Origin of the sequence: Microbacterium trichothecenolyticum (assembly GCF_041938625.1) — a bacterium.
In the GTDB taxonomy this organism is placed as follows: Bacteria; Actinomycetota; Actinomycetes; order Actinomycetales; family Microbacteriaceae; genus Microbacterium; species Microbacterium trichothecenolyticum_D.
Genome location: NZ_CP169427.1, coordinates 483,000 through 509,259, shown reverse-complemented (window position 1 = coordinate 509,259; position 26,260 = coordinate 483,000). Strand labels below are relative to the sequence as shown.

The window sequence follows — 26,260 nt, the reverse complement described above, 5'->3', positions numbered from 1 at the left end:
CGGAGTGGGATGGGGCTCGGAGTCATGCCGCGACGGGGACCCTGACCGCGCCGGTCGACGCGATGGTGTGCACCCGAGAGGGGTCGGCGACGCCCAGGCGCGCGCGGGCGCCGACCGCGAGTGCGGACACGTCCGCCGACGGCGGCAGCGAGCAGACGATCCGGCGGTCCGCGTCGGTGCGCAGCTCCAGCCGGAACCGCGACCCCTGGAAGCTGAGCAACCGGATCGTGCCGTCGACGCTCCACGCGCCGGCCGGCTGCGATGCGGACACGACCTGCAGGTCCTCTGGCCGGATGACCGCGGTGCCCTCGGCGGAGGCCGCGTCCTCGACCAGCCGGCCGCCGGCGGTGGGGAGGAGGTTCGCCTCTCCCAGGAAGCCCGCGACGTACTCGTCGATCGGTCGCCGGTACAGATCCTCGGGACTGGCGACCTGCACGAGCACGCCGTCGCGCATGATCGCGACGCGATCCGACATCGTGAGCGCCTCGGTCTGGTCATGGGTGACCGACACCGTCGTGATCCCGACTTTGCGCTGGATGCGAGTGATCTCGACCTGCATCTGCTCGCGCAGCTGCTTGTCGAGTGCCGCCATCGGCTCGTCCAGCAGCAGGATGCCGGGGCTCGAGGCCATCGCGCGTGCGAGCGCGACCCGCTGTCGCTGACCCCCGGACAGCGACGCCGGGGAGCGGTCGGCCATGCCGGACAGCTGCACGAGCGAGAGCATCTCGTCGGCGACGGCGTGCCGCTCCTTCAGAGGGCGGCGGCGAGCGCGCAGCGGGAAGCCGACGTTCTCGCCGATCGACATGTGCGGGAACAGCGCGTACGACTGGAAGACGACACCCACGTTGCGCTTCTGGGGCGGCCGCCTGGCGACGTCGACGCCGTCGAAGAGCACCTGACCCGAATCCGCCGCCTGCAGGCCGGCCACGACGTTGAGGAGCGTGGACTTTCCCGACCCGCTCGCGCCGAGCAGTGTGACGAACTCCCCCGGCGCGACGTCCAGGCTCACCCCTTTGAGGACGTGGTTGTGTCCGAGAGTGACGTTGAGGTCCTTGATGGACAGTGCGATCGTCATTCGACGACTCCTTCCAGAGCGGGGCGGGCCTTTCGGCGACGACGGGCACCCGAGCGTCGGGCACGCAGGGCGTTGGAGATGGGGATGATCGCCAGGATGAGGATCGCGAGGATCGACACCAGCGTGGAGGCGGCGGTGAGCTCGGGCGAGAACGCCTCCTGCGACGCGTTGAGCATCCGCAGGGGAAGCGTCTGCAGCCCGGCGGGCATGAGGAACACGGCCAGCACCACTTCGTCGAAGACGATGATGAAGGCGAAGAGCAGTCCGGAGAGGATGTAGGGCAGCAGCGCCGGCAGCTCGATCTTCCACAGCACGAGCGGCCAGCGGGCCCCCAGCGTCGCGGCGGCGGGCCGAAGGGCGGGATCGATCCGGGCGAGGCCGCCCGACACGATGACGAAGACGTAGGGCATCGCGATGAGCGCGTGGCCGATGATCAGCGTCACGAGCGTTCCGCGCAGGAACCCCAGGTCCATGTTCACTCCGTAGAGCCCCACCGCGTAGGCGATCGGCGGAAGGGCGATCGGAACGATGAAGAGGGTGCGGATCCAGCGTTGCGCGGTGCGGCTGCGCACTCTGGTGAGCCCGATGGCGCCGAGGACGCCGAGGGCGGTGGCGATCGCGGTCGAGATGGTCGCGGTCCACAGCGACAGGGTGAACGACCCCATCCACCGGCGGTCGGTCAGCACCTCCGCGTACCACTTCAGGGAGAAGCCCTCGGGCGGGAAGATGATGAAGCTGCCGGCGGTCCAGCTCGTCGTGACGAGGATCAGGAACGGGACGATGAGCAGCAGGCTCGCGGCGATGGCGACCAGGATGATCGGCCATCGATACAGCCCGAGTGATTTGGCAACAGGTGTGCTCACTGGTTCAACCCCACTTCTCGCTGACCTTGAACAGCCGATCGGCGATCAGGTAGATCAGCATCGTTCCGCCGACGAGGAGGATGCTCATCGCAGCGCCGAGCTCAGGACGATTGGCCTGGTTCATCTGGGAGTTGATGACGCCCGAGATCGTCATGTTGGCAGGGCCGCCCAGCAGGAGCGGGGTGACGTAGAAGCCCAGCGACATCACGAACACCAGGACGCCGCCCGAGATGAGCGACGGCACGATCTGCTGCCACGTCACCGTGCGGAAGGTCAGCATCGGCCCGGCGCCGAAGACCCGTGCGGCATTGAGCTGCTCCTTGTCGATGGACTGCAGCGACGACATGATCGGCAGCACCGCGAAGGGGATCATCACGGCCACCATGGCCGGATACATGCCGATCGTGGTCTGGTACAGCTCGACGGGCTCGTCGGTCAGACCCAGCAGGTTCAGGAACCAGTAGATGGCGCCGCGTGGCAGCTCCAGGAGCATCCAGCCGAACGAGCGCACCATGATCGAGGTCCACAGCGACAGCACGAGGGCGGCCAGCAGGACGATCCGCAACCAGATCGGGGAGCCCGCGATCGCGATTGCGTAGGCCGTGCCGAGGATGATCGTGATGACGGTCACCACGACGGCCATCACCAGCGTGCGCATCAGCGACGACGCGAACGCCGGGACGTCGAACATCCCCGGGTAGGCCGCGCCGCCGGTCTCGAAGGACTGCAGGACGAGCGCGATGAGCGGCAGCCCGAGGGCGAAGGCGAAGAAGATGAGTGGCGGCCAGAGCAGCCATCGGGTCTCGGCGGTGGACACGCCGAGCGCGCGGACGCGGATGCGCGTGGTCGCTGTCTGGATTACGCCTGTGGTGGCCATTGCGTCATACTCCCTGATCGACGTTGCCGCGGTGTGTCAGCGGCGGATCGGTTCCGTGCGGGCGGCGCCGTCGGCGCCGCCCGCACGGCGTCGCATCGTCAGCCCGCGAGCCACTCGGTGTACGAGTTCAGGAGGAGATCGCGGTTCTCACCGCGCCACACCTCGTCCCACTCGATCATCGCGTCGTGAGACGGAGCGTTGACGACGTCGTCCTGCACATCCTCCGGCAACTCGTCGAAGACCGCCGAATTCACCGGACCGTAGAGCGTGCGCTCGGTGAACACCGCCTGGTTGGCGGGGTCGTTGATCCAGATCGCGAGCGCCTTGACGGCCTCGGGATTGTTCGACGTGTCCGGCAGGACGAACCCGTTGAGCGACTGGAACGCCTGGTTCCACTGGACGGTGACATCCATTCCCGCGCGGCTGAGGGCCGTGAACTGCCCGGTCACGCTCACCGCGATCGACGCGCTTCCGCTGGAGAGCAACTGCTGCACCTCGGGGTAGGCCTGGTAGAAGACGAGATCTCCGCGGATCGTGTCGAGCTTCGCCGTCGCGCGCTCGATGTCCATCGGGTACAGGTCGTCGGGGTCAACGCCGTCGGCCAGCAGGGCGATCTCGTAGGACGCGTCGAACGAGCTCGGCGCGCCGGGCCACGCGCGCTTGCCCGGGAACTTCTCGGTGTCGAAGAAGTCTGCCCAGTCCTGCGGTCCGCCGTCGGGGAACGTCTCGGTGAGCCACCCCTGTGCGACGCCGATGTAGAACCCGCCGAGGACGTACGGCCGGTACTGCTCGGGCACCATGTCCCCTTGCGCCTCTTCAGGGATCTCGACGACGTGGTCGGGGTAGCCGACGAGATCGCGGGTGCTGACCTGGAAGGTGTCGTAGTCGCCCTGGTCCCCCTCGAGCTGCGAGTAGTAGACCGCGTCTTCGATGCTCGTCGAGACGACCTCCACTCCTGTCTCGTCGTAGAAGCCGTCGAAGTAGGCGACCTGCCGGCTTTCGTTGGTCGGCCCGCCGAAATCGGCCCAGATGATCTGGCCGCTGATAGCGTCCTCGGTGGAGTCCCCGCCGTCAGCGGGTGCGGGCGAGCCCGCGCAGCCGGTCAGCAGCGCGAATGCGGCGCCCGCGGCAAGGCCCGAGAGGGCCAGGCGGCGGAATCGGGGATGGGAGGGCATGGGTGGTTCTCCTTCGGGTGACGTGAGCATTCGTGCAGGGTGCGGGCGGACGGTCTCGATCAACCGGCGACCAGGGCGCGGGTTGCGCGGATGGGCGCTGCCTCGTCGTGCGCTCCGCGGGCGATGTTCCGCCGGACGCGTAGGTGCTGAGTCATGCCTGGCACTCCTCTGATGGGGATCCGCTTCGTTGTGGATCCAATCTATTGTCTAATGGATCCTTTCGAATGTCGAGAGTGTTTCCGAGGAGTTACAGAATCCGAAGGAAAGTCGGATCACTTTGGATCCAGATAAGCATGTTTCGGATCCATGTGACAGACTTGCGGTGCACCGCGTCATCCCGACGCGTTCGTGCGGAACGAAGGCGGGGACCAGCTCATGACGACACCCGAGCAGCGCGCGCGATCGCTGGGGATCGCGATCCCCGATTACGCCGACCCGCCGTACGGCGGCCGCTACGGCGCAGACACTCTCAAGGCGTTCCACCGCATCGGCGACCTGGTGGAGCTGAGCGGCATCACCCCGGAGGACCGCGCGGGCGAGCGCACGCACCCGGGCGTGGTGGGCGACGACCTCACCGTCGAGCAGGCCCGCGAGGCGGCGAGGCTCACCGCCGTCAACGCGCTCGGAATGATCCGTCTCGCCGTCGGCTCGCTCGACAACGTGGCCGGCTTGTCGCGGGCGCTGTGCTTCGTGCGGTCCACACCTGACTTCGACCGCCTGCACGAGGTCTCCAACGCGGCCACCGAGCTCTTCCTCGACGTCTTCGGCCCGGGATCCGGAGCGGTCGGCCGGGCGTCGATCGGCGTGGCGAGCCTGTCGCGCAGCAACTGCTTCGAACTCTGGCTGAGCTTCGAAGCGCGACCGCTCTCCGGCGCCTGACGGCGATTAGGCGCCGGAGGCGAAGACCTCGCGGCCTCCGACGACGGTGCGCAGCACGCGGATGTCGGCCAGGGCGTCTGCGCCGCACTCCACCGGATCGGTGTCCAGCTCCACCCAGTCGGCGTGGGCCCCCTCGACCAGCACTCCGCGGCGCCCGTCGGCGAACGCGTAATGGGCGGCATCCGTGGTCCACAGCCGCAGCGCCTCGTCGACGGTGACGGCCTCCCCCGCTCCGAGGGGCTCTTCCAGTCCGCGCACCCTGCGCGTGCACGCCTGCCACATTCCGAACAGGGGGCTCATCGGGAAGTCCGGCCCGTCCGAGCCGCCCGCCAGGGTCGCGCCCGCGTCGAGCCACCGGCGAAGCGGCGCGGTCCGCTCCGCCGCCGCGCGTCCGAACTGGGCGTCGATGCCGGCCGCCACGCGCCACTGCATCGCGGGCTGCGTCGACAGGATCACGCCGAGCCGCGCGGCGCGAGCCATGTCGTCCTCGGTCGGCCACAGATACCCGTGCATCACCGAGAAGCGCAGCTCGCGGATCGGGTAGACCTCGTTCACTCGCTCGAGGGAATCGAGCACCGTGCGCACCGCCTCGCCACCCACGGTGTGAACGGCCATCGACCATCTCTCCCGCGCACAGTGCCGGGCGAGGTCGTCGAAGGTGTCTGTCGAGCACACCTGCGTACCGTGGTAGCCGGGCGATCTCGGCCATTCCCGGTCGATCATGGCGGTGCCGAACCCGCCGGTCCCGTCGAAGTAGACCTTCAGCGGCCCGATCCTCAGCGTGTCGTCGCCGAAGCCGGTCACCGTTCCGAGCCCGCCGAGGTAGTCCGCGGCCGGGACGCCCGTGTCGACGAGCGGCATGGCCAGCGTGCGCAGCGTCAGCTGCCCCCTGTTGCGCGCCTCCTGGTACACCGACATCTCCAGAGGAGTCAGGCCCGGCTCCGCCGCGCCGACGATCCCCAGGGCGTGCAGATATCGCTGGGCCTCCTGCAGCGCGGCGTGCAGCTCTTCGCGGGTGACATCCGGGACCCTCGAGAAGACGAGGTCCGCCGCGGGGCGCTCGACGAGGACGCCCGTCGGCTCCCCCTGCGCGTCCCGCTCGATCCAGCCGCCGTCGGGATTGGGGGTGCTGCGATCGATCCCCGCCCGCCGCAACGCCTCGCTGTTCACGATCGCATCGTGGGTGCGCCGGTCCAGGTACAGCGCGGCGCCACCCGAGACGGGATCGAGGTCCCGCCGGTCGGGCAGCCGTCCCTCCGCCAGATCCTCGGCGTGGAAGTGCGCGCCGACGACGATCCAGTCCTCTTCGGGGTGATCGCGCACCCACTCGGAGATGCGCTCCACGACCTCGGCGATCGAGCCGGCATCGGAGATGGTCAGCCGTCGACGCTCCAGTCCGACGATGAGCGTGTGGATGTGGGAATCGATGAAGCCCGGGAGAACCGTTCCCCGCGCCGCGGCGAGGGGAGCATCCGGAGCGAGCCGGCGCAGATCCGCGAGCTCGCCGACCTTGCGGATCACGCCGTCCTCGACCAGCATCGCCTCGGCGACGGGCCGCTCGGGATCCATCGTGCGGATCGGGCCGTGGACGATGCGCGCACCGTCCACCGCCCGATCCGAATGCTCTGTCAGCTCGACAGCCACGTCGTGTAGAACTCGAGGTACTCGGCACGGTTCTCGCCGCGCCACTTCGAATCGTGGTTCACGACGGTCGTGTGACTCGGCGCGTTCACGAGGTTGTCCTGCACGTCCTCGGGGATGAACTCGTACGCATCGGGGTTGCCGGGGCCGTAGTTGGTGCGCTCGGCGAACTGCGCCTGGAGCTCGGGGTCGTGGAACACCGACGTGAGGGCGAGGATGTTGTCGGGATTGGGGGCCTCGCCCGGGATCACGATCACGTTGGGGGCGACGATCGCCTGGTCCCACGAGATCGTCACGTCTTCGCCGGCTCGGCGCAGTGCCGCGAACTGCCCGCTCGGACCCATCGCGACCGCGGCGCTGCCGGAGACGAGCAGCTGCTGGATCTCGGGGTACGACATGTAGAAGACCATGTCGTCGCGCAGCTCGTCGAGCTTCGCGGCGCAGCGGTCGAAGTCCAGCGGATACAGTTCGTCAGGGTCGACGCCGTCGGCCAGCAGCGCGATCTCGCAGGAGCTGTCATAGCTGCCCGGGGTTCCCGGCCATGCCCGCTTGCCGGGGAACTTCTCCACATCCCAGAAGTCCGCCCAGGTCTCGGGCCCGCCGTCGGGGAACGTGTCGGTCAGGTAGGCCTGCGCGTGCCCCACGAAGAACGTGCCGAAGGCATGCGAGCGGATGTCCTCGGGGAGCGCCTGATCCTGGTTCTCCTCGGGGATCTCGATCAGGTTCTCCTGGTACGCGTACACGAGGTCGAGTCCGGTGTGCATCGCGTCGTAGTCGCCCGGGCTCCCCTCGAGCATCGCGTCCTGCATCGCGTCGTTGATGACGACCGAGACGACGTCCACTCCGGTGTCCTCGGTGAACGGGGCGAAGTAGATCTCCTGCCTGGCCTCGTTGGTCGGACCGCCGAAGTCCGCCCAGATGATCTCTCCGCTGAGCTGCGGCTCGCCGTCTCCGGTGGACCCGCCGGCACCCTCTGCGCTTCCGGATGCGCATCCGGCGAGCAGGAGGGCCGCGATCGAGACGGAGGCGAGAGCGGTGACGGGGCGGTGGAAGGATCGTGTTGCCATGGACGTACTTCCTTTCGGGTTTGGATGCAGTCTATTCCAGATTGGATCCATAGCGGGTTTCGGTTCTGTAACGGCTCAGAGACGTTCCGGGTGCTTCCCGACAAAGCCGAGGACGCGTTCGATCCCGGCGGTGTGCGACAGCAGGTCGAACTCGCCGCGGTTGCGCCCGACCACCTGCATGCCGACCGGCAGAGCGCCGCTGAACCCCGCGGGCGTGACGACCACCGGGTGCGCGGTCACCGTGATGCGGTTGGCGAGCATCTGCCACCGGAAGTAGCGGTCGTACTCGACATCCCCCACCACACGAACCCACTCGTCCTCCGCGGGCGGCGCGACGACGGGCGTCGCCGGGGTGACGATCGCGTCGACGGCATCGAACAGGCGCTCCGTGCGGCGGTAGACCTCGGTGCGGATGGCCAGCGCGTCTGCCAGCTCGGCCGCCGTGACCTTCTCGCCCTGACGGATGTTGCGCAGCAGATCGGGGCGCAGGCGGTCGGGATGAGCTGCGGCCTCCTCTCGATAGGACGCGTAGAAGTTGAACATCTCGATCGTCTCCCACGCGCGCTCCGCGTCTGCCAGCGCGTGGGCGAGATCCAGATCGACGATCTCATACCCGGCGGATTCGAGAGTGCCGCGCGCCTCGCGCATGACGGCGGCGACGTCGGGAGCGATCGGCACACCGGCCGCGTCGGGGCTCCAGCCCAGCCGCACCCTGGCGGGACCGTCGGCGGTCACTTCCGCGAAGCGGGCGGGGTCCTCGGCGATCGACATGGGCGCCATCGGATCCGGGCCGGCCATGCCCGCGAGCAGCAGCGCGACGTCATCGCTGGTGCGAGCCATCGGACCGAGCACCCCGTGCGCCGTCCATCCGTTGCCCAGTCGTCCGCTCGCGACCCGCCCCGGCGTGGGCCGCATCCCGACGACGTTGCAGAAGGCGGCGGGGTATCGCAGGCTGCCCCCGCTGTCGGAGCCGTCGGCGATCGGCAGCATCCCGGCGGCGAGTGCGGCACCGGCACCCCCGCTGGAGCCGCCGGCGTGCCGGGAGGGATCCCACGGGTTCCGGCACACACCGTGCACCGGATTGAACGTGAGCGTGCCGAGGCCGCCTTCCGGCGTGTTGGTCTTCCCGATGATGAGCGCGCCGTTGCGTCGCATCCGCGCCACCGCCATCGCGTCGGCCTTCGCGGGGGCGGCATCCGCGTGGACCGCGGATCCGTGGGTGGTGGGAAGCCCCTCGACGTCCAGCAGATCCTTCACCGCAGTGGGCAGCCCGTGGAGCACACCGACCTCGTCACCGCGCCCGACGGCCCGATCCGCCTCCCGGGCCGCCCCGATCGCCTCGGAGGCGGGGATCAGCGCGACGATCGCGTTGATGGCGGGGTTGGTCTCCTCGATGCGATCGAGGTGCGCGCGCATGACCTCTTCGGCGGAGATCTCACGGGAGCGGATGCCGTCCGCCAGCGCGCGCGCGGTCCACCAGTGCAGGGGAGTTTCGGTCACAGTCAGTTCTCCGTTCGATTGAGAAGCACCGCAGGCGTGTCGACGAGGATCGCGTTCAGCCGGTCGTCGGTGACGCCGAGCCGGCGCAGTGCCGGGGCGACACGGGCGACGACGTGCCCGTAGCCCATGCCGCCGTGACGCGAGAGCTGCCCCTTGGTCCACACCGAGCACGAGAGGGTCACGGCCGCATCGGGACGCTCCTCGAGGAATCGGGTCAGGAACGACAGGCGCTCGGTGTCGGTGGCGTCGCGGGCTCGGTCGGCGAAGTGGTTCTCACTGCCGAAGGCGAACTCGACGACCGCGCCGGAGTCGCTGACATCGCGGACGTAGTGGTCGTCGAGGACCTTGTCCATGTTGCAGAACAGGATGCGCGAGGGCGCGAGCCCCTGTCCGGTGAGGATCTCCACCACCTCGGGCCCCCGACAGGCGGCACCGTCGAGGCGGATGGTGACCGCGGCACCGGAGGCGCTCGCCGCCCGGGCGGCCGCGCGCAGCGCACGCCGCTCGAACGGGGTGATCTCCGCGCTCGTGCCGAGGAGCCCGAGCAGTCCCGCCCGGAACGCCGTGCCGGGGATCGCGTCGGTGAGCGCCGCCGAGAAGGCGCGCTCCAGCGCCGCCTCGTCGAGCGCGCGCCATTGCGGGGGAACAGTCTTGTCGATGTACGTCCCGTACGCCGCGACGATGCCGATCCCGCTGGCTCGCGAGATGTCCGCGAGGCGGGCGTGCGATGGCCCCATGCCCCAGGACGTCGCCTCGACGATGGTGCCCAGCCCCACGGCCGCGGCAGCCGCGAGCTCCTCGATCGCGGAGGCCTCATCGTCCAGGGCGAGGTTGTCGGCCAGCGAGAGCCAGCTCCACCGCAGGTCCCCCAGCACCTCGGGGCGGATGGGTCCGTCGAGCGTGCCGCCCTCGCGAGTGGGGCGCAGCAGGTGGCGCGAGTCGGTGAGCACGTGCTCGTTGGTCGACACGATCCCGAGTCGCTCCGCGTCGACGGGTCCCAGAACGGTCTCGATCACCATGTCACCCCGTAGTCCTTCAGTCGTCGGGCGAGCACCGCGAACTCGGCCGCGCCCCGATCCGGATACCGGACGCCGTCGACGAACTCGGGCGGCCGCCCCGGCGTCCGTGCGCGGACGACGACCTCGAAGCCGTCCTCGATCCGCACGATCGCATAGCGGGGCAGATCGGGATCGGGATTGCGGCGCACGAAGTCGAGGACCTCCACGATGTCGGCCTCGTAGGGGGGCGCCGTATCGGCGCGGAGCCGCGCCATGAGCTCGGCCGTGACGAGCGGGACGATCCGGTTCGCGAGGATCTCCCGGTCTTGGATCGAGAGCGTCATCGACGTGCCCCACCCTCGTCGAGCACGGCCTGCCCGGTCACGAATCGGTCGACGACGTTGCCCAGCAGCGTCGAGACGCTCGTGTCGCCGTCGATCGCGTAGAGCGCGCCGGCGAAAGCGATGGAGCCGGTCGAGAACACCGCGCCGCCGCCGGCGCGCGGCACGAGGACGAGGTCGGACCGCACGCGGGGATTGCGCGCGCCGCCGAGGATCCGGCTGGTCATGTTGTAGTTCTCCCGGGCCTCGAGCATGTCGTCGCTGTGGCCGACCGAGGTGGCGAGCACGACGGCCTCGGGCGCGGTCCCCTGCTGCGCATTCGCGGCGTCGATCTCGAGCCCCGCTGCCCCGCCCGAGACGCCGCGCGTCCCGAAGATGCCGCTGTCATCGAGGACCACCCCGTCGAAGACCCAGTCCACGCGCGGGTCTTCCTCGCCGCGGCGGTAACCGGCGGAGGCGCCGGGATTGCCCGCCGCGACGAAGCCGACCCCGAAGCTCTTCTGAGGCGGACGCCCGCGGAAGCGCCACGTCCCCCCGAGCTCTCCCGTGGTGGACAGGTGGTACTCGCCCGGCTCGGCGGTCCAGGCCTGGGTCGCTCCCCATCGCCGGATCTCGATGACCTGCGGGTCGTGCGGGTCGTACCCGGTGACCCAGTACATGCCGTTCCCGCCGAGATACAGCATCCGTCCGCCGTCGGAGACGTACTCCTCGTAAGCAGTGAGCATGTCACGGCTCGCATACTCCGGATGCGAGCCCGTCATCGCGGCGGCGTACCGCCCCAGAAGCTGCGCGCCGTGCTCGTGGACCTCGCGATCGGTCACGACGTCATAGCGGCGTCCCGTGCGCTCCAGCCAGTCCACGATCTGCATGTCGCCGGTGAACTGCCAGACGGGCGCGTTGTGGTCGTAGACGCGTTCCCGCATCGTGAGTATCGGCCGGCGCCAGCTGCTGTAGAACACGGGGGAGCCGTCGGAGTGCACCTCGTACAGCGAAAGACCCAGCTCACGCCGCGCATTGCGGAACAGCTCGAAGTCGTCGAGCGTCGGCACCATCTGGGACCACACCTGTGTGCGGGGGCTGTCCACGCCCACGTGGTCGTTGGCGTACGCGAGATAGGAGTTCGTGGGCAGCACCAGCAGAAGGGGTGCCGTGGCCGCCCCGTGGGGCGGGGTCACGAACACGGGAACCAGATCCTCCGTGCCCGCGTCGTCGGTGAGCAGGACACCGTACACACCGCTGCGGAGGTCGGCGGGAAGGGCGATCGTCGCCTGGCTCACCCACTCGCAGTCGGTCAGGTCGTCGCGGTGGAAATGGATCGCCGCATACTCCTTCGGCGCGAACCTGCCGTCGTAGACGTCGCCGCGCCATGCCGAACTCGTGACGAGGCGGTGCGGATGCTGGTGCGCGGTGCCGTGCCTGCCGTGCGGACCGCCGTCCACGACGCGGCGGGAGTCCGCGATGCCCGTGGAGCCGATGTCCGCAGCCAGATCCCACGCGGCGACGACGGCGGAGTGCGAGGCGAGCTCGGCGCGCGAGCCGCTCGCCGACACGTCCGCCACCACGACGGGGTTCTCGACGCGGCCGTCGAACGGCATCTCGGGCACACGTCCGTCGCGCAGCGCACGGCACCCCCACAGCAGCGGCCCCGGGGCGGTCAGCACGGGCGATCCGAGCGCGACCGACGCGTGAGCTGCAGCGCGCGCGGCGACGAACCGGTTCGACTCGAACGTCCCCGCCGGCGTCACCTCCACTTCCAGACGCCCACCCGGTGAACCGGGGATGCGGACGACGACCTCGACCCACTGGCCCGCCGCGACCGGACCTCCCGCGGTCAGGCCGACCGGGCCGCCACGGGTCCCGACGGTGAGCGTGACGCGACCCTTGACGTCCAGTCCGATCGACCACCCGGCGCCGTCCTGCGCGTGAGCGAGGACCACCTGCGGGGCGACGGCGGGATCGCCCGGACGAGTGGGCATGAACGCCACCGCGATCGTGAGGCCGGAAGGGCCGACCCCCGGCATCCGCTCCACCCTCACGTACGAACCGACCGCCGTCTGCTGCACCACGCCGCGAGCCTCGACGGGGTCCACACCCTCGACCCTGCTGCTGCGGCGGGGCACGCCCGCGCTCGGGATCTCCAGCGCGTGCAGCCGCACGAGCTCGCCGCGCCAGCGGGCCGCCGAGGTGCTGACGTGCAGCTGCACGGGATCGCCGGGCTGGTACGACACGCGGTCGGTGTAGCCCATCACCCGATCGGGGACGACGACGGCGGGGGCCTGTTCTCCCATGGCTGGTTCCTCGGTCTCAGGTGGTCGCGGCGAACAAGGTGCGCCCACCGACGTCGGTGCGCCGCACCGCGAGCGTCCGCAGGTCGTCGACGCCGACCCGACGCGGATCGGCCGACCACAGCGCCCAATCGGCCTGCATGCCGGCGCGGATCGCACCCCGGTCGCGCTCTGCCAGGCTCGCGTGGGCCGCACCGGTCGTGTAGCCGGCGAGCGCCTCCTCCACGGTGATGGCCTCGTCGAGGCTCAGCGGCTCGTCTTCGCCGGCGACGCGGCGGGTGATCGTCTGCCACATGAGGTGGCGCGGGTCGAAGGCGAAGAAGGGGCCGTCGGAGCCGAGCGCCAGCACCGCGCCGGAGTCGAGCCACGTCCGCACGGGGTTCGCGCGCTCGGCGCGCTCCCCGAGCGCGGAGCGCAGTCCCGAACCGTTGTGCCAGATGATCGAGGGCTGCAGCGATGCGATGGCGCCGAGGTCGGCGAGTGCGCGGATGGACTCGTCGCTCGGCTCGAGATACGCGTGGATCGCCTGGAAGCGACGATCGGCGACGGCGTCGCCGGCCTCGGCGTACGCGCGTGCGAGCAGGGCGACCGCTCCCCCGCCGACCGCGTGAGTGCCGACGCCCCAGCCATGCGCGGCGCACCAGCGGACCAGACGCAGGAAGTCCTCGTCCGAGATGCGCTGCAGCCCGGTGTAGCCGCTGTCGTCCCACGGCTGCTCCAGCAGCGCCTGGCCCTTGAGCGCCTCACCGTCGGCGTACACCTTGATGGGCCCGATCCGCAGGATGTCGTCGCCGAAGCCGGTCGAGACGCCGGTTCCATCGAGGTGCGCGATCGCGGCGTCGACGTCGGGGAAGCGCGGCGTGCCGATGTCGAGGAACGGCATCGCGACGGTGCGCATGGTCAGCAGACCCCGACGGTGCGCCTCCTGGTAGCCGCGCATCTCGTCGATGGTCACGGCGGGGTCCACGATCCCGGTGATGCCGAGTGCGTGCAGCAGCGGCTGAACCCTCACCAGGCCACGGATGCGGTCCTCGAACGGCGGGTCCTCGGGACCGTCGTCGTCGAAGTTGTCCCGCATCCGCGCGATGTAGGCCTCGACGCCGTCGTCGTCCGACACGTAGTCGAGCGCCTTGAGCCCTGCCCGCTCCATGTGCAGGTGCGCATCGATCAGTCCGGGCAGCACCACGCCGTCGAGCTCCTCGACGCCTGCACCGGGGACCGCAGCGCGCACCTCGTCGGCGGTGCCGACGGCGACGATGCGCCCGTCGTGCACGGCGAACGCCTCGGCGTCGGGGGCTGCGGCATCCATGGTCACGATCGGCGCGACGTACACGCGCGTCTCGGGCAGCGCGCTCACGCGACCACCGCCTGCGCGGGCTGGCGGGGATCCGCCGCCGACTCGAGGAAGCCCGTCCGCGCATTGCGGTAGATCGCCTCGACGGCCGCCGCGTCGCGCGTGAAGGGCGCCCAGCGGCGCACGTCGTGACCGCGGCGTTCGAGCTCGGCGTAGACCTCCTCGTCGAAGCGGTCCTCGAGGAAGACATGCGCGGCCAGGTAGTCGAACGGCGCGAACGAGTTCGGAAAGCTCCAGGTCGAGAACCGCGGCGCGTTCACCGCCTCCTGCAGGTCCATGCCGAAGTGGAACGCGTTGAGGAACACCTGCAGCATGGCCTGCACCTGCATGTCGCCGCCGGGGCAGCCGAACGGCATGACGCTGCCGTCGTCCCGCACCGCGATGGCCGGGTTGGGGGTCAGCCGCGGCCGCTTCCCCGGGGCGACACCGGACGGATGCCGCGGGTCTGGCCGCGACTGGAGGCCGCGCAGCGACGGCACGAACCCGGTGCCCGGGATCACCGGCGACGTGGATGCGCCATCGGAGGGCGTCGCCGAGAACGCGTTGCCCCACCGGTCGACCACGCAGACGTAGCTGGTGCCGCCCTCCCCGATGTGGCGCACCTCCTCCGCCGAGATCGGGTCGGGAAGGTCCTGGCTCTCACCGAAGAGCGCCGCGGGCAGTCCGTCGAACGCTCGGTCCGGGTCGATCTGCGCCGCGCGCGCGGCGATGTGCTCCGCGCCGAGCAGGCGTTCCAGCGGCACGTCGACGAACGCGGGGTCGCCGTAGTGGTGCTCACGGTCGGCGAAGACCGCCTTGAGCGCCTCGATCACCGTGTGCACGTAGGCGGGGCTGTTGTGGGGCATCCCGTCGATCCCCACCTCTTCGAGGATCAGCAGCGCCTCGGCGAGGAGCGGCCCCTGGCACCATGCGCCGCACGTGTAGATCGTGAAGTCGCGCCAGCGTGTGGCGACGACATCCTCGTAGCGGGAGCGGAACTCGGCCAGGTCGTCGGCGCGCAGGTAGCCACCGTGCTGCTCGTGGTACGAGACGATGCTGTCGGCGATCTCGCCCTCGTAGAAGACGGCGCGCGCGGCCTCGAGTCCGGCGATGCGGTCGCCGCCCGCGGCGAGGGCGTCGGCCTCCGCGTCGATCATGCGCTGGATGGTGTGCGCGAGGTCGGTCTGGACGAAGCGCTCGCCGATTCTCGGCGGACGGCCCTCGGGGAGGTAGATCGCCTCGTTGGCCGGCCACTTGCGGTAGCCCGACTGTCGCTTCTGGATGCCGTCGGCCAGCAGCGCGTGAACGGCGAAGCCGTCGCGCGCGAGCCTCAGTGCGGGGGTGGCGACGTCGGCGAAGCTCATCGTGCCGAAGTCGCGGACGGCCGTGATCCAGGCGTCGGGAGCCGCAGGCGTCACGGTTCGCAGCAGCCCGGCCGGGATCTCGCCTCCGTACTCGCGCACGAAGATGTCGGCGGGTATGCGTCGGGGCCAGACGCCGAGTCCGTCGATGCTGACCGTCTCGCCCTCCGCCATGCGGATCATGATCGGAGCAACGCCCGCGAAGTTCACCTCGTCAGCGTGCAGCACCGCGAGCGCCATGCCCGCCGCCGAGCCCGCGTCAACGGCGTTGCCTCCTGCTTCGAGAAGGGCGAACGCTGCCGACGAGGCCAGGTAGTGCCCGGACGACGCCGAGTGTTTCGTGCCGTACAGCGTCGGGTTCGGCGACGGCCACAGCGACGGGGTTGCGGTCATGAGTCCTCCAGGATCATCCGGGCGATGCGCTCACCCACCACGACCGTCGGCATGGCGGTCGTCGCGCGAGGGGTGCGGGGCATGATGGAGGCGTCCGCGACTCGGAGTCCATCGACTCCGAGCACACGACCGCGCGCGTCGACGACGGCCCAGGGATCGTCGGCGACTCCCATGCGGCACGTCCCGACGGGGTGCCAGTAGTTGTCGGGATGCCGGTACAGGTGGGCCAGGAGCTCCTCGCGGCGGAAGGTCTGCGGCCCGGGGTGGATCTCGGCGCCGACCAGCGGGGCGAGCTCCGGTGCGCGCGCGAGGGCCCGCAGGATCTCGGCACCTTCGGCGAGCATCGCAGCGTCGACGCCCTCGGGATCGGTGAGGAACCGATGGTCGATCGACGGCGCCTCCTCAGGATCCGCGCTGCGCAGGCGCACGAACCCCCGGGAGCGGGGCAGGAGCGCCGATGTGCCGACGCTCCACCGCTTGCGGGACGTCGCGTGGGTCGGGCTGTAGGGCAGGAAATGGAGGTCGAAGGCTTCGTGCTCGTGGCTGGAGGCGATCTTCCCCATCGCCTGCTCGTCGGGGGCCCACCCCTCCGCCCGCGCCCGCGCCATCGCGGCGGACATGGCCTCGGAGCCTTCCCAGCTCATGAGCAGGAAGGGCTGATCGTGAAGGTTCTCTCCGACGCCGGGAAGGTGCACCCGGACCGGGATGTCCAGAGGTGCGAGCTGGGACGCCGGGCCGATCCCGGACCGCAGCAGGATGGTGGGCGAGTTGTAGGCGCCGCCGGCCAGCACGACCGTGCCCGCCCGCACCACACGACGCTCGCCCCGATGGTGGACGATGACGCCCACCGCCGCGCCGTCCTCGACGAGAACCTGTTCCACCAGCGCGTCGCCGACGATCCGCACGTGATCGAACGCTCGCACGGGATCGAGGTAGGCGAAAGCGGTGTTCACACGGACCCCGTCACGGATGTTCACCGCCTCGGGCGCGAAACCCGCGTTCGCGTCGACGTCGTTCAGATCCGGCACGGCCGGCATGCCCACTGTCGGCGCCGCCGCGTACCACGCGTGCTGCCAGGGCGTCAGTTCGCCGTCGGTGTACAGCCGGACGCGCATCTTGCGCGTCGCCTCGTCGAACAGCGGCAGCAGCTCGTTCATCGACCAGCCCTGGAGGCCGGACTCGGCCCACGCGTCGTAGTCGCGCCGGTGCCCCCAAGTCTGCGTGCATCCGTTCACATCGCTGCACCCGCCGATCGCGCGCGCCCGTTCGAAACCGACCCGCCACGGATAGGTGTCCGCCGAGTCGTAACCCCAGTCGTGAGAGGTCCCGAGTCGAGTGGCATCGACGAAGTCGGCGGGCCAGGCGGAGTCTCCCTCGGGCCCGAAGTCCGGCCCCGCCTCGAGGACCAGCACCTCTCGCCCCGCCTCGGCGAGCCGGGCCGCGACGACGTTGCCCGCAGTGCCCCCGCCGACGACGACGTACTCGGACTCGGCGGGAAGCCCGGCGGATCGCTCGTGAGCAGTCACGCCCGCGCCGACTCGGCCAGTCGCGCGTCGATGTAGGCGTGCACGTCGTCCGCGGTGATCAGCGCGTCACGCTGCAGATACTCGATGGCCTCCAGCGAGTACCCGTGCGCGCGCTCGGTGGAGCCGCCGACGCAGTCGGTGAGCACGCGCACGAAGTAGTCGTGCTGGTGCGCGTCGACGGCGGTGTAGTGGATGCAGACGTCGGTGAGTCCGCCGATCAGCAGCACGGTGTCGGCTTTGTGCGCCTTGAGCACGATCTCCAGCTCAGTGCCGAAGAACGCGGAGTACCGGCGCTTGCGGATGACGAACTCCTCGGGACGAGGGTCCAGCCACGCTGCGATGGCGGTGTCGGGATCGTCCTCGCTGCAGTGGACGCCTTCCGCACCGTCGAGCTCCCGACCGATGTCGATCATGGACGGCTTGTGGACCTCCTGGATCCAGACGACCGGGATGCCGCCTTCACGGCACCGGTCGATCAGCCGGCGGACGCGCGGCCTGCGTTCGAGGCGACCGCTCATCGAGGGGATGCCGCCGTCTCCGGCATCGGCCTGCGCCTGCCCGCCTTGGATGTCGACGACGATGAGGACGGGATTGCCGACGATATGCGCGCTGTCGGCTGTGGCGGCTGCATTCACTTGCTGTCTCCATTCAGAGGATTGTTGATACGGAAAGTGCTCACCCTTCCCTCGCCAGGCTCAGGGACGGTCGAGAAGACGGCGCGGGGTGTGGACGAGGATCTGCTCCGCCACGGCTTCTCCGCCCAGCGCCGCGATGGCCGGCCCGATGCGCCGGAAGAGATGGTCGTAGCCGTGTCCGCCGTTGCGGTGCAGGTGACTCTTCATCCACAGGTCGCCGCCGATCACGAGCTGATCGCCGTACCCCGCCGAGAGCAGCCACTCCACCATGTCGAGGCGCTCGGCGTCGCTGGGGCTGCGCAGCTTCGCGCTTCCGTAGTAACCGTCGGTCCCGAAGGTGTCGTAGGCGAGGATCGCCCCCGCCTGCGCGACCTCCCGGTGATACCCGGGATCCCACAGCTCGTCGAGATGGCCGATCACGACCCGGTCGGCCGGCATCCCCTCCTCCAGCAGCACCTCGAGAACGGCCACGCCGCCCTGTCCGCGGAACGACTGATGCGTGTAGACCGCTGCACCGGTCGCGACGCCGGCACGAGCCGAGGCGCGCAACGACCGCCACTCGGCATCGGTGATGGGCCAGCTGGTGCCGATCTCGCCGAGGATCGCCGGACGGATGCCGGTCTGGCCGATGCCGTTGCGCAGCTGGTCCACGAGGATCTCTGTGATCGTGTCGACGTCGGCGGTCCGCACGTCCGCGGGCATGGTCTCCTCGACGTAGAACCCCCCGCCCACGAGAACATGCACGCCCGCGCGCCGCGAGATGGCGGGCAGCTCGTGCAAGCGGCGGCCCATGCCCTCCAGCGTGAGCTCGACGACCGCGGAACCGCCCGCGTCGGCGACGTAGGCGAGCTCGTCGCCGGCGACCGCCGGGTCGTCGAGGACCAGATTGTCCGGCACCGACAGGCCGTTCCAGCGAAGGTAGCCGGTCATCTCCGGTCCCGTGACGGTCGGGGCGGGAGCCGGTTCCGTCGGCGTCTTCGCCCACAGGCTGAGGTCGCTCAGCAGGTGTTCGTGGATGGATGTCGGGCCGAGGTCCGATGCGTCGATCGGGCCGAGCACTGTGTGGATGGGCATGCTGTCGCTTTCTGCGTCACTCGCCGAACACGGCGCGTCTCGGATTGTCGCGATGGATGGCGTCGAGGACGTCGGGATCGATGCCGGCGTGCAGCGCGAGTTCGCGGAACTCACGGAACAGGAACACATACCCCGGGCCGCCGAGCGCCCGCAGGTGCGAGCGCTGGCACACGTCCTGCGACAGCAGCACCCGGTCGGCGTAGCCGGCCGCGATGATGGTCTTCAGGTACGACAGGCGCCGATCCACCTGATGCCGGATCACCTCTCCCCCGATCCGGCACGTCATGAGGCAGTCGAACTCCACGAACGCGCCGCGCCGCAGCAGCTCGAGCGAGTAGTCGACGCTCTTGACGGTGTCGGCGTGCCCGATCACGACGCGGGACGGGTCGACGCCTTCCTCGACCATGATCTCCAGCTGCGCGAGACCTGTCGGGAATGTGGCCGCGTGGGTGGAGACCATCGCCCCCGTCTCGACGCTGGCTCGCGCGGCGGCGCGGAAGGAACGCTCCTCGGTGGCCGTGATGTGCGAGAGGTCCGACGCGATCTCTCCGATGACCCCCGCTCTCACCCCGGTGCCGGGGATCTCGTCGACGAGGTCCGCGACGAGGAAGTCGGCGATGGTGTTCGTGGAGGTGCGATCGAACCACTGCTGGTCGAGGTAGGTGCTGTAGTAGTGCCCGGTGCCGAGGATCACCTGTACGCCGGTGCGCTCGGCCATCTCCTTGGTCGCCAGCACGTTCGCGATCGAGCGCGACCCGGTCGCGGGGTTCTGCTGCATCACGCGGAGCTCGTCGCTCCACCCGACCGGTGCGGCGTAGTCGCTCAGCTCGCCGTTGGTCATGTCGATCAGCGTCGACCCGCCCGCCTCGGCGAACAGCGCCAGTTCGGCCGCCATCTCGTCCGCGACGTTGAGGTACCCGTCCTGCGGCGTCGTTCGAGTCATGTTGATGTACACGTGCTCGTGCGGCAGCGTGAGCCCGAGCTCCTGGGGGCGCAGCGGGCCGGTCACGCTCTGGACGGTCGGCATGCGCGTCAGCCCCCGGGTACCGCGATCACGACGCTCTTGGGCTCGAGGAAGCCGCGGAGCCCTTCGTCTCCCAGATCCCGTCCGACCCCCGAGACGCCGACGCCGCCGAACGAGAGAGCGGGATCGAAGATGTTGTAGGTGTTCACCCACACGGTGCCGACGTCCAGCGCCTGCGCCATCCGGTGCGCGCGCCTGACGTCGTTGGTCCAGACACCGGCCGCGAGGCCGTAAGGAGTGTCGTTCGCGATCCGCACGGCATCCGCTTCGTCCTCGAACGGGATGATGCCGACGACAGGGCCGAAGATCTCCTCCCGCGCGATGGTCATGTCGTTGGTGACGTCGGTGAAGAGGGTGGGCTCGACGTAGAACCCGGGCTCGCGCGTCCCTCCGCCGGCGACGAGGGTGGCACCCTCGTCCACACCGGCCTGGATGTAGCCCAGGATGCTGTCGCGCTGCTGCGCCGAGACGACCGGTCCGACGGTGATGCCCCCGGCGAGGCCGTCGCCCATCGGCACCTTGCGCACGGCCGCGGCCATGCGCTCGTTCATCTCGGCCAGGATCGAGCGCTGCACCAGCAGGCGGCTGCCGGCGGTGCACATCTGCCCGGAGTGTCCGAACGACGCCCGCATGGCTGTGAGCACGGCGGCGTCGAGGTCGGCGTCCTCGAACACGATGTTCGGGTTCTTGCCGCCGAGCTCGAGCGTCACCCGCTTGAAGTCCTCGGCCGCCGCGTGCGCGACGGTGCGACCGACCTCGGTGGAGCCGGTGAAGGTGACTTTCGCGATTCCGGGATGCTGGGTCAGCGCGGCTCCGATCCGGCGGTCGCCGGTCAGCACGCTCACCATGCCGTCGGGCACGCCGGCGCGCTGCAGGATCCGCGCCATCCGCAGGATCGACAGAGGCGTGTAGGACGCCGGCTTGGCGACGACGGGGCAGCCGGCCGCGAGCGCGGGGGCGATCTTGAACGACGCGGTCATGAAGGGGAAGTTCCACGGCAGGATGACCGCAACCGGGCCGACGGGCTCGAGAGTCGTGTAGACGTGGTGTGCTCCGCCGTCGATCGGCACGACCGTTCCCCCGATGCGCGAGGGCGCGCCGGCGAAATGACGGAAGGTGCGGGCGGCGTTGGCGACATCGGCGCGCGAGCGCTCGATCGGCTTGCCGTTGTCGCGGGTCTCGAGGATCGCGAGATCTTCGAGCTCCTCCTCGATCAGGTCCGCCACGCGATTCAGGATGCGCGAGCGCTCCAGCGGTGCGAGGCCCCTCCATCGCTTGTCGGCGTGCGCGGCGACAGCGGCGCCCACGGCGGCGTCGACGTCGGCCGCGGTCGGCTGCGCGACCGTCGTCAGGACCTCGCCCGTCGCCGGATCGGTGACCGTGTGCACCTCACGATCTCCGGCAGGCACCCATTCACCGGCACAGAAGAAGGGCTCGTAGTCGGGCAGCGCCAGGACGGCGGCTCTGATGCTCATGGTTCCTCGTTCTGGGGTCGGGTCAGAAGATGTCGAAGTACTCGCGCTGCTCCCAGTCGGAGACGTGGCGGAGATAGCGGGCGAACTCGGCGCGTTTGATCGTCGAGAACCAGTCCACCACGACGCCGCCGAGTGCCGACCGGAACGCGGCGTCGTGTGCGAGCGCGTCCACCGCTTCGCCGAGCGAGCCGGGCAGCGCCGTGGCCGCGGTGTTGTACGGGTCCTCCGTCGGTGCGGGCGGGATGAGTCCGCGATCCACGCCGTCCATGCCGCTGATCAGCTGCGAGGCGATGTAGAGGTACGGGTTCGCCGCCGGTTCGCCCGAGCGGTTCTCCAGGCGCGTCGCCGGGTCGCCGTATCCACCCACCGCGCGCACCATCGCGCCCTTGTTGTCGATGCCCCACGCGACGCGGTCCGGCGCGAGCGAGTTCGGCTGATAGCGCTTGTATCCGTTCACCGTCGGGGTGGCGAACGCCGCCGCGGCCGGCGCATGCTCCAGGAGGCCGGCGAGGTACGAGGCGCCCAGCAGCGACATGGAGGTGCCCGGCGCATCGGGCATGAACACGTTCTCGCCCGTGATGTCCGTGAGCGACTGGTGGAGGTGCCATCCGGTCGAGGCGCCCTCGGTGCCCTGGGGCCGCGACATGAAGGTCGCGTGGTATCCGAGGCCCGCGGCGATGCGGCGCACGGCGCTGCGGCACAGCACGATCGCATCCGCGATCTCGCGGGCGGATCCCGCCTCCATCGTCAGTTCGAACTGGCTCGGACCGAATTCGAGCTCGATCGAGCGCAGCGGGAGGTCGAGCAGGGTCAGCCCGCGGTACAGCGCGTCCACGAGCGGCTGCATCCGGTCGAGCCCCTCCTCGTGCAGCAGCTGAGAGCCGCGCGTGGTGGGACCGGTCGCCCGCGCCGCCCCAGGGCTGCCGGGGGATCCGACGTTCGCGTCGGTGAGATCGGCGGCGTCCGTGCGATAGACGTGGAACTCGAGTTCGGCTCCCACGGTCATGCCGTACCCGCGCGAGGCGAGCGCGGTGAGCTCGTTGCGGAGGATCGAGCGCGTGCACAGCGGGACCGGCGAGCCGTCGGGGAAATGCACGTCGCAGAGGATCCACCCGGTCTTGGGCGCCCACGGGAGCACGCGGAATGTCGCCGGGTCCGGCACCATCACGATGTCGCCGGCCCCGCTGAACCCTGCGACGCCGACGCCGGTCTCGGCGGAGAAGACCGAGAACACCGACTTGCCCGACGTGTCCTTGAGCAGGAGCGAGCTTGGAGCCGTCACGCCCGAGCGCATCGCGGCGGCCACCCCGCCACGCGCGATCGTCTTGCCGCGCAGCACGCCGTGCTGGTCGACGAACGAGAAGCGGACCATCTCGATCCCGAGCTCGTCCACCACGCGCCGCATCTGCCCGGCGGCGGCGTACTGCGCCTCGCTCCACAGGCGGTGGCGGCCGATGTAGCCTTCCCGATCCTTCGCGAGCATCGGTCGCGCCGACACCCCGCCGCCGCTCTCGGAGACCGGGCGCTCGTCGACGTTGCGCTCACGCATCAACGGTCTCCTCGACGTTCTCGCGCGGACCCGCCCACGGAGAGGCATCCCGTCGCTCCTGCTCGCGCTGCACCCACCGCGACTGCCACGCGTCGTTGGCCGCGATGGTGTCCATGGCGATCGGGCCCGTCAGCTGCGCCGCCTCCTCCTCGCTCACCGGGTGCGACGGGGTCTGGCCGCCCGCGGCGAAGGCGTCGATCGCGCGCAGCAGCATCCGGCGGTTCGCCGTGACGGCGCGATCCGAGATGCCCAGGCGTTCGACGGTGCGGTCCTGGATCGGCCCCATGCTCTCGACGGCCCACTGGTCGTGCACGTTGATGTCCAGCCCCATGCCGGTGTAGGTGAGCTCCTTCTGCTCCTGCGGGTCGAAGCCCCAGTTGTTGCTGCGATTGCGCACCGGGCGGTACTCCGGCAGCGAGACGCCTTCGAGGCGCTGCTGCAGGAGGGTGTCCTTGTCGGTGCGCTCGGCGAAGTCGTACCAGATCATGAACCAGTAGTGGTTGTCGTCGTCGATGGGCACGTGCCACTGGGTGAAGACCTTGGTGTTCCCGAAGGGCACGACGAAGGCGTTGGGGAACAACAGGTTGGTGACCCGGACGTGCTTGATGTCCTCGGTCAGCTGGCGGAGGGCGTAGACCCGCAGCCCGTGATCGGCGCTCTCGACCTCGATGTCGGGCCGGTAGCTCTCGCCGACGAGCATCGAGAGCTTCTTGCCGGTGCCCTCGACCTCCTCGGCGAACTGCTGCCCGTACATGTCGCGCGGGTCCTCCTGGATGAAGCGGTGGAGGAACGAGACGTGGCTGGGATCGATGCCGCCTTCGAGGCCCTGGAGCCAGTTGCACTCCCACAGCCCCTTGAACGCGAAAGTGTACTCGTCGGGGGCGACGAAGCAGTCGTAGTGCGGGAAGGGGGGAGGATCCCCCGCACCCATGTACGCGAAGATGAGCCCGTTGCGCTCGACGCATGGGTAGTTCGAGATCCGGATCTTGCCCAGGAACTGACTGTGGTCGGGCTCCGCCGGCTGCTCGACGCATCGTCCTTGACCGTCGTAGAGCCAGCCGTGATAGAGACAGCGGATGCCGTCTTCTTCGAGGCGACCGTAGGAGAGGTCGACACCGCGGTGCGCGCAGTAGCGGCTGATCAGCCCCCAGCCTTCGCGCTTCTTGAAGAGGACGAGGTCCTCGCTCATGATCCGCACGGCCTTGACCGGACGCTCCCCGGGCATCTCCGAGACCAGCGCCACCGGCTGCCAGTACGACCGCAGCAGATTGCCCAGGGGCGTTCCTGGACCGGAGCGCGTGATCTTCTCGTTGTCTTCCTGCTTCAGCATCGCGATTTACCCTTCGGTATCCGATCTTATTGTGATTGTATCCACAGCTCAGGCGTCGAGGACCAGGAGCGGACAGGAAGCACGCGAGACGCACACCATCATGCAGTCCATCCGCTCCCTCTCCTGCGCGGTCAACACGAAGTCGCGGTGCTCGACCTCGCCCTCCAGCACGCGCGTCTCGCAGCTGCCGCAGATGCCCTCCTCGCAGTCGGTGAGCACATCGACCCCCGCAGACCGCATCACCTCGAGGACGGACTGCTCCGGCTCCACGGGAAGCTCGACGCCGCTCCGGGCCAGCCGAACGGTGAACGCCCCCCCGGGCTCGTACTCCACCTCCGGTGCGGCGAAGTACTCCAAACGCAGGCGTCCCGCATCTTCGGACAGCAGATCCTGGAGCGCGCTGAGCATCCGCTCCGGCCCGCAGGCGTAGACCGCCGCGGCGGGGGCCGCGGCCAGTGCCGCCTCAAGGTCGGCGCGGCCGCCCTCGTCTCGTGCGACGACCGTCACCGTGCCCGAGCCGATCGACGTGACCTCTTCGAGGAAGGCCATGCGGCGGCGCGTCGCCCCGAGATAGAGGAGGCGCCACCGCGCTCCGGCGCGATCGGCAGCGTGCAGCATGGGCACGATCGGGGTGATCCCGATGCCGCCGGCGACGAACAGGTACTCGGCGGCCGGCTCGAGGACGAAATGGTTGCGAGGCCCGCGCAGAGTGACGAGGTCGCCGGGCCGGAGCCGCTCGTGGACCGCCTTCGACCCGCCGCGGCTGTGATCCTCGCGCAGCACCGCGATGCGGTAGCGGGAGGAGCCGGGCTCGCCGGTGAGCGAGTACTGCCGCACCGGGGCGTCGGGAAGCACCAGATCGATGTGGGCGCCCGGAGTCCACTCGTCGACTCCGCCGTCGACCGGTTCGAGGTCGACCGCGATGACGTCATCCGCTTCCAGCGTCATGGCGCGCACGCGCGCGGTCCGCTCTCTGGGTTCGTCTACGGTCACCATGTTTGGATCCTAACACATGCGATGTGGATCCAATATGACAGAATTGTGGACATCAATCATGTTCTGCGTCTCGCCGCGCAGGCGTTCTGCTACGGTTCGAATCGCATCGCCGACGCAGTCGACGAGAGGGGAAAGCGAATGGCAGACGAAGACAAGGCCGTCGCCGAGATGTCCGGCCACGCTCTCGTGGACAACATCGCGGCGAAGATCCGCGCCCGCATCATGTCGGGAGAGATCCCCATCGGCGCGCAGCTTCGTCAGGCTGAACTGGCCAATGACTTCGGCGTCAGCCGCACCCCCGTCCGGGAGGCGCTGCGTCAGCTGCAGACCGGCGGCCTGATCGACGTCGTCCCGAACCGCGGAGCGGTGGTGCGCGTCCCCGCGCCCTGGGAGGTGCGCGAGGCGTACACCGTGCGTGCCGAACTCGAAGCTCTGGCCGCGGTGCTCTCGGTGGGCAACGCCTCGCACGAGGACATCGCGCGGCTCCGCGCCGCGAACCAGGCCATGTACGACCGGTCGATCGCCGAGCGCGACGAGGCCAACGGGGCGGCGTTGGACAGCCGGCGCGAGAACGACATCTTCCACAGCACGATCGCCGAGCTGTCGGGCAACTCCCGCCTGGCCCGATCCATCGACGAGATCAACGAGACCTTCCCCCGCAACGTGTCGGCGCAGTTGCTCCTCAACGACAGCCGCCACCGCGAAGAGAACTTCTCCGAGCACAGCCGCATCCTCGACGCGCTGGAGCGCGGCGATGTCGAGGCTGCACGCGCCGAGATGCGCGAGCACGTGATCAAGGCCGGCGAGCAGCTCGCTCGGTGGTACGAGCGCCGCTCGTCCACCGTGTTCAAGGGCTGACACCA

22 protein-coding genes are annotated in these 26,260 nt (G+C 69.7%); 2 read left to right on the top strand and 20 right to left on the bottom strand.

The features are described from left to right. Nucleotides 1-22 precede the first annotated feature (22 nt). From ACEYYH_RS02380 to ACEYYH_RS02365, 4 genes are all read right to left on the bottom strand, one after another. On the bottom strand, nucleotides 23-1,075 hold the full coding sequence (locus ACEYYH_RS02380; RefSeq protein WP_374976698.1) for an ABC transporter ATP-binding protein: 1,053 nt from the start codon (nucleotides 1,073-1,075) through the stop codon (nucleotides 23-25). Further along, a complete protein-coding gene (locus tag ACEYYH_RS02375) occupies nucleotides 1,072-1,938 on the bottom strand; it encodes an ABC transporter permease (RefSeq protein ID WP_374976697.1) in 867 nt (288 codons plus the stop codon). The genes ACEYYH_RS02380 and ACEYYH_RS02375 overlap by 4 nt, the downstream gene beginning before the upstream one ends. A 4-nt stretch (nucleotides 1,939-1,942) precedes the next feature. Continuing rightward, nucleotides 1,943-2,815: an ABC transporter permease gene (locus ACEYYH_RS02370; protein WP_374976696.1), complete on the bottom strand. Its 873-nt coding sequence runs from the start codon at nucleotides 2,813-2,815 to the stop codon at nucleotides 1,943-1,945. Between the two features lie 98 nt (nucleotides 2,816-2,913). Then, entirely contained in the window at nucleotides 2,914-3,990 is a 1,077-nt protein-coding gene (locus tag ACEYYH_RS02365) for an extracellular solute-binding protein (RefSeq protein ID WP_374976695.1), read from the bottom strand. Between the two features lie 375 nt (nucleotides 3,991-4,365). Between ACEYYH_RS02365 and ACEYYH_RS02360 the strand changes: the two genes are divergently transcribed. Continuing rightward, complete coding sequence (locus ACEYYH_RS02360; protein WP_374976694.1) at nucleotides 4,366-4,869, top strand: RidA family protein; 504 nt, start codon at nucleotides 4,366-4,368, stop codon at nucleotides 4,867-4,869. A gap of 6 nt (nucleotides 4,870-4,875) precedes the next feature. Here ACEYYH_RS02360 and ACEYYH_RS02355 read toward each other — a convergent pair whose 3' ends face one another. The 16 genes from ACEYYH_RS02355 to ACEYYH_RS02280 all read right to left on the bottom strand — a co-directional run bounded on the left by ACEYYH_RS02355 (nucleotide 4,876) and on the right by ACEYYH_RS02280 (nucleotide 25,397). After that, nucleotides 4,876-6,477 carry an amidohydrolase gene (locus tag ACEYYH_RS02355; protein WP_374976693.1) on the bottom strand — a complete coding sequence of 534 codons (1,602 nt, stop codon included), beginning with the start codon at nucleotides 6,475-6,477 and terminating at the stop codon, nucleotides 4,876-4,878. Nucleotides 6,478-6,497: 20 nt separating this feature from the next. After that, complete coding sequence (locus ACEYYH_RS02350) at nucleotides 6,498-7,577, bottom strand: extracellular solute-binding protein (protein ID WP_374976692.1); 1,080 nt, start codon at nucleotides 7,575-7,577, stop codon at nucleotides 6,498-6,500. A 75-nt stretch (nucleotides 7,578-7,652) separates the two neighbouring features. Then, nucleotides 7,653-9,077 carry an amidase gene (locus ACEYYH_RS02345; protein ID WP_374976691.1) on the bottom strand — a complete coding sequence of 475 codons (1,425 nt, stop codon included), beginning with the start codon at nucleotides 9,075-9,077 and terminating at the stop codon, nucleotides 7,653-7,655. Between the two features lie 2 nt (nucleotides 9,078-9,079). Continuing rightward, nucleotides 9,080-10,096 (bottom strand): hypothetical protein, encoded by a 1,017-nt coding sequence (locus ACEYYH_RS02340; RefSeq protein ID WP_374976690.1) that lies wholly within the window; start codon nucleotides 10,094-10,096, stop codon nucleotides 9,080-9,082. Beyond that, nucleotides 10,090-10,419: a hypothetical protein gene (locus ACEYYH_RS02335; RefSeq protein WP_374976689.1), complete on the bottom strand. Its 330-nt coding sequence runs from the start codon at nucleotides 10,417-10,419 to the stop codon at nucleotides 10,090-10,092. The genes ACEYYH_RS02340 and ACEYYH_RS02335 overlap by 7 nt, the downstream gene beginning before the upstream one ends. Continuing rightward, a complete protein-coding gene (locus tag ACEYYH_RS02330) occupies nucleotides 10,416-12,704 on the bottom strand; it encodes a N,N-dimethylformamidase beta subunit family domain-containing protein (RefSeq protein WP_374976688.1) in 2,289 nt (762 codons plus the stop codon). The genes ACEYYH_RS02335 and ACEYYH_RS02330 overlap by 4 nt, the downstream gene beginning before the upstream one ends. A gap of 16 nt (nucleotides 12,705-12,720) precedes the next feature. Further along, nucleotides 12,721-14,058, bottom strand: a complete 1,338-nt coding sequence (locus ACEYYH_RS02325; protein WP_374976687.1) for an amidohydrolase — start codon at nucleotides 14,056-14,058, stop codon at nucleotides 12,721-12,723. Further along, nucleotides 14,055-15,788, bottom strand: coding sequence for a gamma-glutamyltransferase family protein (locus tag ACEYYH_RS02320; RefSeq protein ID WP_374976686.1), 1,734 nt, complete (start codon nucleotides 15,786-15,788; stop codon nucleotides 14,055-14,057). The genes ACEYYH_RS02325 and ACEYYH_RS02320 overlap by 4 nt, the downstream gene beginning before the upstream one ends. Continuing rightward, nucleotides 15,785-17,314 (bottom strand): GMC family oxidoreductase, encoded by a 1,530-nt coding sequence (locus ACEYYH_RS02315; protein WP_374976685.1) that lies wholly within the window; start codon nucleotides 17,312-17,314, stop codon nucleotides 15,785-15,787. Before ACEYYH_RS02315 ends, ACEYYH_RS02320 begins: the two co-directional genes overlap by 4 nt. Next, nucleotides 17,311-17,949, bottom strand: a complete 639-nt coding sequence (locus ACEYYH_RS02310; RefSeq protein WP_374976684.1) for a cysteine hydrolase family protein — start codon at nucleotides 17,947-17,949, stop codon at nucleotides 17,311-17,313. The genes ACEYYH_RS02315 and ACEYYH_RS02310 overlap by 4 nt, the downstream gene beginning before the upstream one ends. A gap of 60 nt (nucleotides 17,950-18,009) precedes the next feature. Further along, complete coding sequence (locus ACEYYH_RS02305; protein ID WP_374976683.1) at nucleotides 18,010-19,023, bottom strand: phosphotriesterase; 1,014 nt, start codon at nucleotides 19,021-19,023, stop codon at nucleotides 18,010-18,012. Between the two features lie 16 nt (nucleotides 19,024-19,039). Continuing rightward, nucleotides 19,040-20,050, bottom strand: coding sequence for a phosphotriesterase (locus tag ACEYYH_RS02300; protein WP_374976682.1), 1,011 nt, complete (start codon nucleotides 20,048-20,050; stop codon nucleotides 19,040-19,042). Between the two features lie 5 nt (nucleotides 20,051-20,055). Next, nucleotides 20,056-21,522, bottom strand: a complete 1,467-nt coding sequence (locus ACEYYH_RS02295) for an aldehyde dehydrogenase family protein (protein ID WP_374976681.1) — start codon at nucleotides 21,520-21,522, stop codon at nucleotides 20,056-20,058. Nucleotides 21,523-21,544: 22 nt separating this feature from the next. Next, the gene (locus ACEYYH_RS02290) at nucleotides 21,545-23,071 is read right to left on the bottom strand and encodes a glutamine synthetase family protein (protein WP_374976680.1); all 1,527 of its coding nucleotides are present in this window, start codon (nucleotides 23,069-23,071) and stop codon (nucleotides 21,545-21,547) included. Further along, nucleotides 23,064-24,401, bottom strand: coding sequence for a Rieske 2Fe-2S domain-containing protein (locus ACEYYH_RS02285; protein WP_374976679.1), 1,338 nt, complete (start codon nucleotides 24,399-24,401; stop codon nucleotides 23,064-23,066). The genes ACEYYH_RS02290 and ACEYYH_RS02285 overlap by 8 nt, the downstream gene beginning before the upstream one ends. A 48-nt stretch (nucleotides 24,402-24,449) precedes the next feature. Continuing rightward, a complete protein-coding gene (locus ACEYYH_RS02280) occupies nucleotides 24,450-25,397 on the bottom strand; it encodes a PDR/VanB family oxidoreductase (protein WP_374976678.1) in 948 nt (315 codons plus the stop codon). A 138-nt stretch (nucleotides 25,398-25,535) separates the two neighbouring features. Here ACEYYH_RS02280 and ACEYYH_RS02275 point away from each other — a divergent pair, with 138 nt between their 5' ends. After that, complete coding sequence (locus ACEYYH_RS02275) at nucleotides 25,536-26,255, top strand: GntR family transcriptional regulator (RefSeq protein WP_374976677.1); 720 nt, start codon at nucleotides 25,536-25,538, stop codon at nucleotides 26,253-26,255. Nucleotides 26,256-26,260 lie beyond the last annotated feature (5 nt).